General features: G+C 65.9%; 12 protein-coding genes. 7 read left to right on the plus strand and 5 right to left on the minus strand.

The window, feature by feature from the left end; translation table 11 throughout:
- Positions 1-209: PAAR domain-containing protein (locus WCE05_RS02125; protein ID WP_368815370.1), on the minus strand; the 209-nt coding region annotated here is incomplete at its 3' end.
- 273 nt (positions 210-482) lie between these two features.
- On the opposite strand from WCE05_RS02125, the gene WCE05_RS02130 reads away from it, so the two are divergent.
- The 5 genes from WCE05_RS02130 (at position 483) to gcvP (ending at position 7,880) form a co-directional block, all read left to right on the plus strand.
- A complete protein-coding gene (locus WCE05_RS02130) occupies positions 483-1,484 on the plus strand; it encodes an extracellular solute-binding protein (protein ID WP_253090966.1) in 1,002 nt (333 codons plus the stop codon).
- 184 nt (positions 1,485-1,668) lie between these two features.
- Positions 1,669-3,291: an ABC transporter permease gene (locus WCE05_RS02135; RefSeq protein WP_368815371.1), complete on the plus strand. Its 1,623-nt coding sequence runs from the start codon at positions 1,669-1,671 to the stop codon at positions 3,289-3,291.
- A 124-nt stretch (positions 3,292-3,415) separates the two neighbouring features.
- Complete coding sequence (gcvT, locus tag WCE05_RS02140; protein WP_225787648.1) at positions 3,416-4,498, plus strand: glycine cleavage system aminomethyltransferase GcvT; 1,083 nt, start codon at positions 3,416-3,418, stop codon at positions 4,496-4,498.
- A gap of 47 nt (positions 4,499-4,545) precedes the next feature.
- Entirely contained in the window at positions 4,546-4,929 is a 384-nt protein-coding gene (gene gcvH, locus WCE05_RS02145; protein WP_225787647.1) for a glycine cleavage system protein GcvH, read from the plus strand.
- Positions 4,930-5,006: 77 nt separating this feature from the next.
- On the plus strand, positions 5,007-7,880 hold the full coding sequence (gene gcvP, locus WCE05_RS02150; RefSeq protein ID WP_253090967.1) for an aminomethyl-transferring glycine dehydrogenase: 2,874 nt from the start codon (positions 5,007-5,009) through the stop codon (positions 7,878-7,880).
- An 84-nt stretch (positions 7,881-7,964) separates the two neighbouring features.
- Here the strand turns inward: gcvP and WCE05_RS02155 are convergent, their stop codons facing one another.
- The 3 genes from WCE05_RS02155 to WCE05_RS02165 form a co-directional block, all read right to left on the minus strand.
- Positions 7,965-8,279: a DUF2388 domain-containing protein gene (locus WCE05_RS02155; protein ID WP_225787645.1), complete on the minus strand. Its 315-nt coding sequence runs from the start codon at positions 8,277-8,279 to the stop codon at positions 7,965-7,967.
- 89 nt (positions 8,280-8,368) lie between these two features.
- Positions 8,369-10,048, minus strand: a complete 1,680-nt coding sequence (locus WCE05_RS02160; protein ID WP_368815372.1) for a GspE/PulE family protein — start codon at positions 10,046-10,048, stop codon at positions 8,369-8,371.
- A gap of 111 nt (positions 10,049-10,159) precedes the next feature.
- Complete coding sequence (locus WCE05_RS02165; protein ID WP_368815373.1) at positions 10,160-10,486, minus strand: hypothetical protein; 327 nt, start codon at positions 10,484-10,486, stop codon at positions 10,160-10,162.
- Positions 10,487-10,612: 126 nt separating this feature from the next.
- On the opposite strand from WCE05_RS02165, the gene WCE05_RS02170 reads away from it, so the two are divergent.
- On the plus strand, positions 10,613-11,083 hold the full coding sequence (locus WCE05_RS02170; protein ID WP_368815374.1) for an Lrp/AsnC family transcriptional regulator: 471 nt from the start codon (positions 10,613-10,615) through the stop codon (positions 11,081-11,083).
- 57 nt (positions 11,084-11,140) lie between these two features.
- On the opposite strand, the gene WCE05_RS02175 is transcribed toward WCE05_RS02170, so the two are convergent.
- A complete protein-coding gene (locus WCE05_RS02175; RefSeq protein WP_368815375.1) occupies positions 11,141-12,508 on the minus strand; it encodes a CYTH domain-containing protein in 1,368 nt (455 codons plus the stop codon).
- 147 nt (positions 12,509-12,655) lie between these two features.
- Between WCE05_RS02175 and argE the strand changes: the two genes are divergently transcribed.
- Positions 12,656-13,798 (plus strand): acetylornithine deacetylase, encoded by a 1,143-nt coding sequence (gene argE / locus WCE05_RS02180; protein ID WP_253079834.1) that lies wholly within the window; start codon positions 12,656-12,658, stop codon positions 13,796-13,798.
- Positions 13,799-13,859 lie beyond the last annotated feature (61 nt).

Raw genomic sequence — 13,859 nt, forward strand, 5'->3', positions numbered from 1 at the left:
ACGGGTCGGCCATCGGAAATGAAGAAGGGGTACCCCTCGACTATTCGGCCAACCTCGCCACACAGCGGACAGGGTGTCGTGGCGTCGCCCTCTCGAAGGACCATGCGTCCGCCGGAGAAATAACCCGTACCCGTACCGATACAGGTTGCGCCCGTGGTGGTGAGGTCGCCATCGACCGCCTGCCCTTTGCCATCCAGACTCACACGCATGTGCCAGCTCCTTGTGCTTGGTCAAGCCAAGGAACCTAGCAGCTCAGGCTGGGGTTTTTTCCCTGCATGCGGCGTAATAGACGCTTCCTACAAGCAATGCAGAAATTTCCGTTGCGCTGTCGCACTGAGTAAAAAGAGCTGGCCTCGACGCCTCTCCGATCTCGTTTCGCTTGCCATGGGTGGGCTGCAACATTCAGTAACCTCTATGCGGGTGAGAGGAAAAATGGGATTCACTACCATTCGTACCTCTAAACCCATCGAGGAGTGCCTTCCATGTTGCCCCGCAAGCCCCTACTGGCCGCCCTGGCCCTGACCCTGTTCGGCGGCACCGCTCAGGCGGCGGACGAAGTGGTGGTGTACTCCTCGCGCATCGACGAGCTGATCAAGCCGGTGTTCGACGCCTACACCGCCGAAACCGGCGTGAAGATCAAGTTCATCACCGACAAGGAAGCCCCGTTGATGCAGCGCATCAAGGCCGAGGGCGAGAACGGCGTCGCCGACCTGCTGCTCACCGTGGATGCCGGCAACCTCTGGCAGGCCGAGCAGATGGGTATCCTGCAGCCGATCAAGTCGGACGTCATCGACCAGAACATCCCCTCCCAATACCGTGCCTCGTCCCATGACTGGACGGGCCTGAGCCTGCGTGCGCGGACCATCGTCTACTCCACCGAGCGGGTCAAGCCCGAGGAGCTGAGCACCTACGAGGCCCTGGCCGACAAGCAGTGGGAAGGCCGCCTGTGCCTGCGTACCGCGAAGAAGGTCTACAACCAGTCGCTGACCGCCACCCTGATCGAGAACCACGGCGAGGCCAAGACCGAAGAGATCATCAAGGGCTGGGTCAACAACCTCTCCACCGACGTGTTCTCCGACGACACCGCCGTGCTCCAGGCCATCGAGGCCGGCCAGTGCGACGTGGGCATCGTCAACACCTACTACTACGGCCGCCTGCACAAGGAGAAACCCAGCCTGCCGGTCAAGCTGTTCTGGCCCAACCAGGCTGACCGTGGCGTGCACGTGAACCTGTCGGGCATCGGCCTGACCAAGCACGCACCGCATCCGGAGGCCGCGAAGAAACTGGTCGAGTGGATGACCGGCGAGCGCGCGCAGAAGCTGTTCGCTGACGTCAACCAGGAGTTCCCGGCCAATCCGAAGGTCAAGCCTTCCGATGAAGTCGCCGCCTGGGGCAGTTTCAAGGCCGACAGCATTCCGGTCGAAGTGGCTGGCAAGCGCCAGGCCGAGGCGATTCGCCTGATGGATCGGGCTGGCTGGAACTAAGCGGCAGGCCTTATCCTTTGGGGCCATTCAGGCCCTGATTCGCGGCGGTTCGGCGCCCCGACAAGCCCGCTCCCACATGGCCGGGTACATCACATTGTGTGATCGACTCGGCCCCTATTGGGCGCGGGCTTGCCGGGGCGCCGAACCGCCGCGATGCGGTCGCCACGTCACCGAGATTTCAGCTTTGTCCCACGCCCCCCAACGCCGCTGGTACCTCCCGGTCTTCCTCATCGCCGCCCTGGTACTCCTGCCCCTGAGCGTCCTTGCGCTCTCGTGGCAATCGATCGACACGCAGATCTGGTCGCACCTGCTCGACACCCAGATGACCCGGTTGCTGAACAACACCCTCACCCTGGTGCTTGGCGTGGGCATCGGCGTGACCTTGCTGGGTGTGAGCCTGGCCTGGCTCACCAGCCTCTGCGAGTTCCCTGGGCGGCGTTGGCTGGACTGGGCACTCATGTTGCCCTTCGCCATCCCGGCCTATGTGCTGGCGTTCGTCTTCGTCGGCCTGCTCGACTTCGCCGGCCCCGTGCAGACGGCGCTGCGCGAGGTATTCGGGCCCATGCGCCTACCGCGGGTACGCTCCACCGGTGGCGTGATCATCGTCCTGGTGCTGGTGTTCTATCCCTATGTCTACCTGTTGGCGCGGACCGCCTTCCTGGCCCAGGGCAAGGGCCTGATGGAGGCGGCGCGGGTCCTGGGCCTGTCGCCGCTGCAGGCGTTCTGGCGGGTGGCCCTGCCGATGGCGCGGCCGGCCATCGGAGCCGGCATCGCCCTGGCACTGATGGAGACCCTGGCGGATTTCGGCGCCGTGGCCGTGTTCAACTTCGATACCTTCACCACGGCCATCTACAAGACCTGGTACGGCTTCTTCAGCCTGTCCAGCGCTGCCCAGCTGGCCAGCCTGCTGCTGCTGGTCGTGATGCTGGTGCTGTATGGCGAGCGCCGTGCCCGTGGTGCGACCCGCATCGGCAACGAGCGACCCCGAGGCCAGGCGCTCTATCACCTGCGTGGCTTCAAGGCGCTGGCGGCCAGTGGCTGGTGCCTGCTGGTATTCGCCTGCGCCTTCGTCATCCCGCTGCTGCAACTGCTGGCGTGGTTCTGGCAGCGTGGCCGGCATGACCTTGACGAGCGTTACGTCGGGCTGGTCCTGCACACCCTTTACCTAGGCGCCATGGCGGCGCTGATCACCGTCTGCGTGGCCCTGCTGCTGGCTTTCGCCCGGCGCCAGGCGCCGACCGGTGGCGTGCGGGCCGGTGTCGGCCTGGCCAACCTGGGCTATGCCTTGCCCGGCTCGGTACTGGCGGTGTCGATCATGCTGGCCTTCAGTTACCTCGACAACCAACTGGTGGTGCCCCTCTCCAAGTGGCTCGGTGGCGCCGGCAAGCCACTGCTGCTGGGAGGTCTCTCGGCGTTGCTGCTGGCCTACCTGGTGCGTTTCATCGCCGTGGCCTACGGCCCGCTGGAAAGCAGCCTCGAGCGCATCCGCCCCTCGCTGCCGGAGGCATCGCGCAGCCTTGGCGTCGGTGGGGCGAGATTGTTTTTCAAGGTGTATCTACCGCTGCTGGTGCCCGGTGCGCTGAGCGCCGCCTTGCTGGTGTTCGTCGACGTGCTCAAGGAAATGCCGGCGACCTTGCTGATGCGTCCGTTCGGTTGGGACACGCTGGCAGTCCGGGTCTTCGAGATGACCAGCGAAGGCGAGTGGGCACGGGCTTCGTTGCCGGCGCTGACCCTGGTGCTGGTCGGCCTGTTGCCGGTCATCGGCTTGATCCGCCGCTCGGCCCGGCGCCCGGGGCACCCTCGCTGAGGGTGCCAGGCTTCGCCCTTGCAGCTACAATGCGCGGCATTCGCTGCAGCGGGCCTTACAAGATCGGATGACGGACAGACGTCGCCCCCCACCGCTGCTTCGCCACGCCCGGAAGGAGAAACCCATGGGACAGCGTACGCCTCTGTATGACCTGCACCTGGCGCTTGGCGCCAAGATGGTCGATTTTGGCGGTTGGGACATGCCCCTGCACTATGGTTCGCAGGTCGAGGAGCACCACCAGGTGCGCAGCGACTGCGGCGTCTTCGATGTCTCCCACATGACGGTGATCGACGTCGATGGCGTTGCCGCCACCCCTTGGCTGCAGCACCTGCTGGCCAACGACGTAGCGCGCCTGGACGGCCCCGGCAAGGCATTGTACAGCCCGCTGCTCAACGCGCAGGGTGGCGTCATCGACGACCTGATCGCCTACCGTACCGAAAGCGGCTACCGGCTGGTGGCCAACGCCGCCACCCGCGACAAGGTCCTGGCCTGGCTGCAGGCGCAGAGCGCCGGCTTCGCGGTCGGGTTCGTGGAGCGGCCGGAGCTGGCCATCCTGGCTATCCAAGGCCCCCATGCGCGGGAAAAGGTCGCCGACCTGCTCAGTGCCGCGCGCGCCGCGCTGATCCGCGAGCTGCGCCCGTTCGAGGGCGTCGCCGAGGGCGACTGGTTCATCGCCCGCACCGGCTACACCGGCGAGGACGGCCTGGAAATCATCTTCCCCGGCCAGCAGGCGCCGGCCTTCTTCAACGACCTGGTCGGCGCCGGCATCGCGCCGAGCGGCCTGGGCGCCCGCGACACCCTGCGCCTGGAAGCCGGCATGAACCTCTACGGCCAGGACATCGACGAAAACCATACTCCGCTGACGTCCAACCTGGGCTGGAGCGTCGCCTGGGAGCCGGCCGGGCGCGACTTCATCGGCCGTACCGGGCTGCTGGCGGAAATCGAGCACGGCGTGCAGGAGAAACTGGTTGGCCTGGTGCTCGAGGAGCGCGGCGTGCTGCGTGCCCACCAGGTGGTGCGGGTGGCCGGGATTGGCGAAGGGGAGATCACCAGTGGTAGTTTCTCGCCTACGCTGAGCAAGTCCATCGCCCTGGCGCGCGTGCCCATGGCCACCGGCGATCGCGCCGAGGTGGAGATCCGCGGCAAGTGGTACCCGGTGCGGGTGGTCAAGCCGACCTTCGTGCGCCACGGCAAGATCCTGATCTGAACAATTACCGGCGGGCCGACCGCTGAGCCAATCGAGGAATACAAGACATGAGCAATATCCCCGCCGAACTGCGTTTTGCCGAAAGCCACGAGTGGGCGCGCCTGGAAAGCGATGGCAGCGTGACCGTAGGTATCAGCGACCATGCCCAGGAAGCCCTGGGTGACGTGGTCTTCGTCGAGCTGGCGGAAGTGGGCAAGGTGTTCGCCGCAGGCGACGCCGCGGGCGTCGTCGAATCGGTCAAGGCCGCGTCGGACATCTACGCGCCGGTGGGGGGCGAAGTCATCGCCGTGAACGAAGCGCTGGCGGACAGCCCCGAAGAGCTGAACAACGACCCTTACGGTGCCTGGATCTTCAAGCTCAAGCCAAGCAATCCTGCTGAACTTGACAGCCTGCTGGACGCCGCCGGTTATAAAGCCGCCATAGGCGAGTAAGTTTTCCCACGGTATTGGCGATCCCTTCCTAGACTTATAAGTCTCCATGAGACCTGGTCTAGGAAGAGAGCGTCGCCATGTCCCAGTCGCCATCCCTGAGTCAACTGCAAGAGCTCAACCCCTTCCTGCATCGTCACCTGGGGCCTGACGCCTCGGAGCAGAAGGCCATGCTCGACGCCCTCGGCGTCGCCAGCCGCAGCGAACTGATCGAGCAGACCGTCCCGCCAGGCATTCGCTTCGATCGCCCTCTCGACCTGCCGCCCGCCCTGGATGAACAGGCAGCACTGGCCAGGCTGGCCGAGTACGCCGGGCAGAACCAGGTCTGGACCAGCCTGATCGGCATGGGCTACCACGGTACCGTCACGCCGACCGTCATCCTGCGCAACGTGCTGGAGAACCCAGGCTGGTACACCGCCTATACGCCCTACCAGCCGGAGATCGCCCAAGGGCGTCTGGAGGCGCTGCTGAACTTCCAGCAAATGGTCATCGACCTCACCGGCCTGCCCCTGGCCAACGCTTCGCTGCTCGACGAGGCGACGGCCGCCGCTGAGGCCATGGCCCTGGCCCGGCGCGTGGCCAAGAGCAAGAGCAACGCATTCTTCGCCGACGAGCACTGCCATCCGCAGACGCTCTCGGTGCTGCGCACCCGCGCCGAGGGTTTCGGCTTCGAACTGATCGTCGACTCCGTGGATAACCTGGGCCAGCACTCGGTGTTCGGCGCCTTGCTGCAATACCCCGACACCCATGGCGAGGTGCGCGACTTGCGGCCACTGATCGACCAGTTGCACGGCCAACACGCCCTGGCCTGTGTCGCCGCGGATATCCTCAGCCTGGTGGTGCTCACGCCGCCAGGCGAACAGGGTGCCGACGTGGTGCTCGGCTCGACCCAGCGCTTCGGCGTGCCCATGGGCTACGGTGGCCCTCACGCGGCCTATTTCGCCTGTCGCGACGAGTTCAAGCGGGCCATGCCAGGGCGCATCATCGGCGTGTCCCGCGATGCCCGTGGCAATACCGCCCTGCGCATGGCCCTGCAGACCCGCGAGCAGCATATCCGCCGTGAGAAGGCCAACTCGAACATCTGCACCGCCCAGGTGCTGCTGGCCAACATCGCTGGTTTCTACGCGGTCTACCACGGCCCCGAGGGGCTGCGACGGATCGCCCAGCGGGTGCACCGGCTGACCTTCATCCTCGCCGCCGGGCTGGAGGCAAAGGGCATCAAGCGGCTGAATGCGCACTTCTTCGACACGCTGACCCTCGACGTGGGCGGCACCCAGGCGGCCATCATCGAGAGCGCCGAGGCTGCGCACATCAACCTGCGCATCCTCGGCCGTGGCCACCTGGGCGTCAGCCTCGACGAGACCTGCACGGAAAAAACGGTGCTACGCCTGTTCGACATCTTCCTCGGCGTCGACCACGACCTGGACATCGCCGAGCTGGACCACAAGGCCCTGCCCGAAGGCATTCCCGCAGCTCTGGTGCGCCGCACACCTTTGCTCGAGCACCCGGTGTTCAACCTGCACCACAGCGAAACCGAGATGCTGCGTTACCTCAAGCAACTGGAGAACAAGGACCTGGCGCTGAACCAGTCGATGATCCCGCTGGGTTCCTGCACCATGAAACTCAACGCCACCAGCGAGATGATTCCCATCACCTGGCCGCAGTTCGCCCAGTTGCACCCCTTCGTGCCAGAGGCCCAGGCCCAGGGTTACAAGGCGATGATCGACGAGCTGGAACGCTGGTTATGCGCCATCACCGGTTTCGATGCCATCTGCATGCAGCCGAACTCCGGTGCCCAGGGTGAATACGCCGGGTTGATGGCGATCACCCGCTATCACCGCAGCCGCCACCAGCCCCAGCGCACCTTGTGCCTGATCCCGTCGTCGGCCCATGGCACCAACCCGGCGTCGGCGCAGATGGCGGGGATGGAGGTGGTGATCGTCGAGTGCGACGACGACGGCAACGTCGATATCGACGATCTCAAGGCCAAGGCCCATGCCGCCGGGGACAGGCTTTCCTGCCTGATGATCACGTATCCGTCGACCCACGGTGTGTACGAGGAAGGTATCCGCGAGATCTGCGAGGTGGTCCACCGGCAGGGGGGACAGGTCTACATGGACGGCGCCAACCTCAATGCCCAGGTCGGCCTGGCGCGGCCGGCGGACATCGGCGCCGACGTCTCGCACATGAACCTGCACAAGACCTTCTGCATCCCCCATGGCGGTGGTGGCCCAGGCATGGGGCCGATCGGCGTGCGCGCTCATCTCCAGCCATTCGTCGCCAGCCACCCGGTGGTACCGGTGCCGGGCCTGGACCCGAACAACAGCGCGGTCAGCGCCGCACCCTGGGGTAGCGCCAGCATCCTGCCGATCAGCTGGATGTACATTGCCATGATGGGGCCGCAACTGGTCGACGCCAGCGAGGTGGCGATCCTCTCGGCCAACTACCTGGCCAGCCAGCTGGGCGGGGCTTTCCCGGTGCTCTATCGTGGGCGCAACCAGCGCGTGGCCCACGAGTGCATCCTCGACCTGCGGCCGTTGAAGGCGCTGACCGGCATCACCGAGGAAGACGTGGCCAAGCGCCTGATGGACTACGGCTTCCATGCGCCGACCATGTCGTTCCCGGTGCCGGGTACCTTGATGGTCGAGCCGACCGAGAGCGAGTCCAAGGCCGAACTGGACCGTTTCGTCGAGGCCATGCTGGCGATCCGCGCCGAGATCGGCGAGGTGCAAGAGGGCAACTGGCCCGCCGAGGACAACCCGCTCAAGCATGCGCCGCATACCCTGGCCGACGTGCTGGCGCCGTGGGAGCGGCCGTACAGCCTGGAGCAGGGCGTTGCGCCCAGCGCTCACGTGCGCCAGCACAAGTACTGGCCGGCGGTGAACCGGGTCGACAATGTGTATGGGGACAGGAACCTGTTCTGTGCGTGCGTGCCGGTGGAGGCGTATCGCTGAGGGAGTGGCTTTGGGGCTGCAAAGCAGCCCCAGGATTACAACGCGCCTACAGGGTGAGCGACCTCGAAGCTCGCCCGAGGAGGTTTATTCGACGACGGCATTCTTGGCCAGGATCGCGTTGGCCAGTTCCATGTCGCTGGCTTGCACACCCGGATTGTCGGCACGCACCTGGCGGATCGCCGCCTCCAGGAACGGCCCGCGGATCGCGCCGTCGCTGGCGACGAAGCTGCCGGCGTCGTCCTGGGCGGCAACGATCAGCTTGTGGTCCTTGAACGTCAGGTAAGTCGATGCCGTGGTCGCGCCTGACGAGATGATATTGCGCCAGAAGGTGTCGGCCAGGGCAGAGCCAAAGGGTAACGAGAGCAGGGCAGTGACTGCGATGGCGGTTTTAAGACGCATGATGGTTTCACCTCGGTTGGTGAGGGCTGTGGATGACCGCTTTGAGCGTGTCGCGATGACGTAAGTTCCCTGTATACAAGGGGTTTTCCTCAGGAACAGACCCGTAGCACTTCCGCTGGGCTGGTCAGGCCGCGAGTCACTTTTTCGTCCCCGCAGCGCCGCAGATCGCGCAGTCCCTCGGCCAGGGCCAACTGGCGCAAGGCGGCGAGGTCCGTGCCGGGGCCGATGCTGGCGCGCAGGCGCTCGCCCGGCAGCAGCAGCTCGAACAGGCCGGTGCGGCCGTGATAGCCGGTGCTCCGGCAGGTCCGGCAGGAGGCTGCCCCGTGCTGGGCACTGCCCCGGCAGTCCTGGCATAGGGTGCGTACCAGGCGCTGGGCCATGACGCCGATCAGGGTGGCCTTGATCAGGTAGTCGGCTACGCCAAGCTCCTGCAGGCGGGTCACTGCGCCGCAGGCATCGTTGGTGTGCAGGGTCGAGAGCACCAGGTGCCCGGTGAGGGCGGCCTGGACTGCGACCTGGGCGGTCTCGCGGTCGCGTATCTCGCCGATCATGATGATGTCTGGGTCCTGGCGCAGCAGGGCGCGCACGCCATTGGCGAAGCCCAGGTCCAGCGCAGGCTGGACCTGCAACTGGTTGAAGGCTGGCTCCAGGCGTTCGATGGGGTCTTCGATGGTGCACAGGTTGACCTGCGGCGTGGCCAGTTGCTTGAGGCTGGCATAGAGCGTGCTGGTCTTGCCCGAACCGGTCGGGCCGGTGACCAGGATGATGCCTTGGCGCTGGCGCAGCAGGGCCTGCCAGCGTTGCAGCAGTTCGCCATCCAGGCCCAGGTTGTCGAAGTCTTCGTGCAACTGTTGCGGATCGAACAGGCGCAGCACCAGTTTCTCGCCGAAGGGCGTCGGCAGGGTGGACAGGCGCAGTTCCACTTCGCTTCCACCGGGCAGGCGGCTTTTCAGGCGGCCGTCCTGGGGGCGGCGTTTTTCGGCTACGTCCATGCGCCCCAGGTGCTTCAGGCGGCTGACCAGCGCCAGGGTGACCCCGGCGGGGAAGGCGTAGACGGTGTGCAGCAGGCCGTCGATGCGATAGCGCAGGCGGCCCTGCTCGCGGCCGGGTTCGAGGTGGATGTCGCTGGCGCGCTGCTCGATGGCGTACTGCAGGATCCAGTCGACGATGTGCACGATATGGGCATCGTCGGCGCTGGCTTCGGCCTGGCGCTTGCCAAGCTCCAGCAGTTGCTCCAGCTCCCCCAGGCCAGTGGCCTGGTATTGCGCGCCCTGTACCGAGTGGGCCAGGCGCACGAAGGTCTGGCCCAGTTGGCGGATCTGCACCGGGTTGGCCAGCACGCGACGGATCGGCTTGCCCAGGCTGCGGGCCAGGTCGATTTCCCAGTCGCGCTGGCAGGGTTGTGCGCTGGCCACGGTGACGCCGTGTTCATCGACCGCCACGGCGAGGATGCCATGGCGCTGGGCGAAGGCAGGGGAGATCAGCCCGGCGACCTGCGACAGCTCCAGTTGCAGCGGGTCGAGGCGCAGGTAGGGTTGGCCCACCTTGCCGGCCAGCCACTGGCCCAGGCTGTCCAGGTCCAGGCGCTGGCCGGGCTGCTGGCGATCGTCCAGGGCCAGGCTGGCGAGGGTTTCCAGGGGATGTTCGTCGGGGTGGCTCGCGGCCCGTTCGAGCACGCGCATGACGTCGTTGGCGTCCAGGCGTCGCTCGGCCAGCAGGGCGTCGAGCAGGCGATTAAGGTCCAGGGCATGGTGTTGGTCGGTATACATGGCGGCGTCCGTGCCAGGTGTAGGTGTCCTGGGGAAGGCTAGCCGGGGGGAAGCAGATGCGCGCTGGCAAAGGGTTTCCGGATCTTGCGGCACGGGCCTTGCGCGATGAGTTCAGCCCGCCGCGAGTTCGACCATCTTCGGCATGTTCTCCAGGCTGACGTCACCCACGCACACCAGGTTGCGCAGCTTCTGCGCGATCACCTCGGCCCGGTGCCAGCTCAGGCCGTCGACGCCCACTTCGATGTCGAGCAGGTCATCCCGCTGGTTGACCTGGACGCGATGTGGCGTGAGGAACTGCAAGGCGAACAGGTTGAGCACCCGGCACAGGCTGTCTGGCTCGGCTTCGGCCTGCAGGCGGTAGTGCACGGTGCAGTGGACGGCGCTGGCGGCCCAGGTGTCGGTGCGGTGCGGGGTGTCGGGCCGTTCGAGTGCGTTCATGCCGGTCTCCATCGGTGAGGGAGAAATTCTTGCACGCCTTGGCGGGTATTTTTTCGCTATGATTCCATCAATTTGCCTATTGGGCAGATAGATCTATTCGCCATTAGGCAGATTGGAGAATCATTCATGCAAGGTGAGCTGGACGCCTACGACCGACGCATCCTGGCGCTGCTGCAAGAAGACGCCTCGCTGTCCAGCGCGCAGATTGCCGAGCGCGTGGGCCTGTCGCAATCGCCGTGCTGGCGGCGTATCCAACGGCTCAAGGAGGAAGGGGTGATCCGTGGCCAGGTGACCCTGCTCGATCGCAAGAAGGTCGGCCTGAACACGCAGATATTCGCCGAAGTGAAGCTCAACGCCCACGGGCGCTCCAACTTCGCCGAGTTCACCGAGGCGATCCGGGGCTTTCCAGAGGTGCTGGAGTGCTATGTGCTGATGGGGTCGGTGGACTTCCTGCTGCGCATCGTGACCTCGGACATCGAGGCTTACGAGCGTTTCTTCTTCGAGAAACTGTCGAATGTGCCGGGGATCCAGGAAGTCAACTCGATCGTCGCGTTGTCGGAGATCAAGTCCACGACCAGCTTGCCGCTGGGGCGGTGATGCCGCCAGTTGGGACTGCAAAGCAGCCCCAATATCGCTTCGGCGGCCCCGGGTGGCTCAAGCCTTGAGCAGGTGCTTCCAGGCGCGGCTCTTGTCCACCAGACGTGCCTGCTCGACGCGGGCTTCCAGCAACTCATCCGACAGTGGCCGTTCGGCCAACTGGTGCAGCTTGTTCAGCTCACCATAGAGACGGTCCAGCTGCGGCGCCTCGACCACCTGGCGGGCATGGTGCAGCCAGGCCTGCAGGCGCTCGATACGTGGCAGTTGCTCGGCCAGGTCTTCCGGGCGCTGGGCATACAGTGGCAACTGCAGGGCGCGGGCTTCCTCGGCGAGCAGGTGCAGCAGCCAGCTGGCCAGTTGCGCCTTGCCCTGGCGCTCGCCGCGGCCGGTGCGTTCGGCGGTCCAGGCGCGAGCCAGCAGCCAGCGCGAGGTCTCCAGGGAGAACTGGCCCCAGCGGGTGTCTTCCAGCTCCTCGGCGAACTGCTCCGGGGCGGCGCGGCGCACGTCCTCGTCGTCGTTGCCGGCTTGTACCAGTGGACGCCAGTCTTCCAGCAGGGCATCGAGGCTGGTGCGCAGGGTGCGGGTGCTGGTCCGTGGCGCAGCCTGGCCCAGGCTGCCGACCAGGGCACGCAGTTCGACCAGGCAGCCGACCCAGTCCTGCAGCAGGCGCCAGTGGCCGTTGTGGCGGTATTGCTCGGCCAGGCGCTGGCTGCTGCCCAGCAACTGCCAGGCGAGGGCGGCGAAGGCGTCGTCCAGCGCCATCTCGGCGTCCAGCTGGGTGCTCGGCAGGCTCAATTCGTAGCTGTCGGGCTCGAGCAAGCGGTAGCCGCGCTCGGCCTTGCTGATGTCGCAAGGCATCAGCGGCAGGCTGGCGGCCAGCTCCGCCGCGAGCTCCAGCAGGGCTTCGGGGGCGCCTTCACGCAGTTCCAGCTCCAGTTCGCTGATCGCTTCCTTGCGCTTGCCGGCGATGACGAAACCCTGGTCGAGGGCGGCCTCGATCACCACCTTGGCCTTGCCGCGGCCCCAGGCGATCTCGGCGTATTCGCGGGTGAAGTCGGTGGTGAACAGCGGCTTGATGGTCTTCTTGTCCAGGTCGGCCAATTGCGCCGGCCAGCAACTGTCGTCGAGCTTCTTCAGGTCGAGCTTGACCTTGTCCAGGTACCATTCGTACTCGTTGCGCTCGGACAGGCCGGCCACGCTCTGGCCACGGCACTTGAGGGTCTGGATGATCACCTCGCCGTCGCGGCGCAGGCGCAGGGCGACGCGGGCGGCGGCGAGGTCGCGGGCCGGGGTGTCGAAGTACTGGTTGAGCAGCTCGCGGGTCTGCCAGCCGGACTTGTTGCGCTTTTTCAGCAAGGGGTGCTCGCGCAGCGCGGCGAGGGTTTCGCGGCTGGCACGGAGCTTGAGTTCGGTTTCTTTGTGCATCGCAGGCTCGAAGGAGAGGGCATCGTTGCCAGGCAGTTTACAGGAGTCGCTTGCGCACTGTGGGTTTACTGCTGGGGGCGGGCCGTCAGCTTGCCCGGGGACGGGCGTGCGTTGCTATGATGGGCAACGATTCCGAGGAGAACGTGCATGCCCTTGCCGTCGCTGAAAGACCAGTTCGCCGCCCTGATCGCCGCCCCCTCGGTCAGTTGTACCCAGCCTGCGCTGGACCAGTCCAACCGCCAGGTCATCGATCTGCTGGCCAGCTGGCTGGGCGACCTGGGGTTCGCCTGCGAAATCCGCCAGGTCACGCCGGGCAAGTTCAACCTGCTGGCCAGCCGTGGCAGCGGCCCGGGCGGCCTGGTGCTGGCCGGACACAGCGATACCGTGCCTTGCGACCCGAATTTGTGGGCCAGCGACCCGTGGACGCTGACCGAAGTCGATGGCCGTTGGATAGGCCTGGGCAGTTGCGACATGAAAGGCTTCTTCGCCCTGGTCATCGAGGCGGTCAGGCCCTTGCTGGAGCATGGCTTCAAGCGACCGCTGCTGATCCTCGCCACCTGCGACGAAGAAAGCTCCATGTCCGGCGCCCGCGCCCTGGCCGAGGCCGGGCAGCCTCTGGGGCGTGCGGCAGTGATCGGCGAGCCTACCGGCCTGCGGCCGATCCGCATGCACAAGGGGATTCTCATGGAGCGCATCGAGGTCCTTGGTCGCAGTGGCCACTCGTCGGACCCGAGCCTGGGCCGCAGCGCCCTGGAAGCCATGCATGCGCTGATGGGCGAGCTGATGGGGCTGCGCCAGCAATGGCAGCAGACCTATCGCAACCCGCAGTTCACGGTACCGACGCCGACGATGAATTTCGGTTGCATCCACGGTGGCGACAACCCCAACCGTATCTGCGGCCAGTGTGCCCTGGAGTTCGATCTGCGCCCCTTGCCGGGCATGGACGCCGAGCAGTTGCGTGCGGCGATCCGCGAGAAGCTGGTGCCGGTGGCGGAGCGTTTCGAGGTGCAGATCGACTATGCGCCGCTGTTCCCCGAGGTGCCGCCGTTCGAGCAGGCCGCCGATGCCGAGCTGGTGCAATTGGCCGAACGTCTGACCGGCCATCGCGCCGAAGCGGTGGCCTTCGGCACCGAAGCGCCTTATCTTCAGCAACTCGGTTGCCAGACCATCGTGCTCGGTCCCGGTGACATCGCCTGCGCCCACCAGCCGGGCGAATACCTGGAAATGTCACGAATCGAGCCTACCGTACGTCTATTGCGTGACCTGATCCGGCATTATTGCCTGAGCTAAACGCCCATTGACCTGATTCGTTCCTGCCTAGAGGAGAGCGCGCGTGACCGCAAGCCTGTTC

The organism is Pseudomonas sp. I2 (genome assembly GCF_040984075.1).
In the GTDB taxonomy this organism is placed as follows: domain Bacteria; phylum Pseudomonadota; class Gammaproteobacteria; order Pseudomonadales; family Pseudomonadaceae; genus Aquipseudomonas; species Aquipseudomonas guariconensis_B.

Bases quoted from the DNA above. Each gene is read 5' to 3' on its own strand.
- argE (WP_253079834.1), top strand. From the start codon at position 12,656: ATGCCCTTGCCGTCGCTGAAAGACCAGTTCGCCGCCCTGATCGCCGCC.
- WCE05_RS02165 (WP_368815373.1), bottom strand. From the start codon at position 10,486: ATGAACGCACTCGAACGGCCCGACACCCCGCACCGCACCGACACCTGG.
- WCE05_RS02170 (WP_368815374.1), top strand. From the start codon at position 10,613: ATGCAAGGTGAGCTGGACGCCTACGACCGACGCATCCTGGCGCTGCTG.
- WCE05_RS02130 (WP_253090966.1), top strand. From the start codon at position 483: ATGTTGCCCCGCAAGCCCCTACTGGCCGCCCTGGCCCTGACCCTGTTC.
- gcvH (WP_225787647.1), top strand. From the start codon at position 4,546: ATGAGCAATATCCCCGCCGAACTGCGTTTTGCCGAAAGCCACGAGTGG.
- WCE05_RS02155 (WP_225787645.1), bottom strand. From the start codon at position 8,279: ATGCGTCTTAAAACCGCCATCGCAGTCACTGCCCTGCTCTCGTTACCC.
- gcvT (WP_225787648.1), top strand. From the start codon at position 3,416: ATGGGACAGCGTACGCCTCTGTATGACCTGCACCTGGCGCTTGGCGCC.
- WCE05_RS02160 (WP_368815372.1), bottom strand. From the start codon at position 10,048: ATGTATACCGACCAACACCATGCCCTGGACCTTAATCGCCTGCTCGAC.
- gcvP (WP_253090967.1), top strand. From the start codon at position 5,007: ATGTCCCAGTCGCCATCCCTGAGTCAACTGCAAGAGCTCAACCCCTTC.
- WCE05_RS02175 (WP_368815375.1), bottom strand. From the start codon at position 12,508: ATGCACAAAGAAACCGAACTCAAGCTCCGTGCCAGCCGCGAAACCCTC.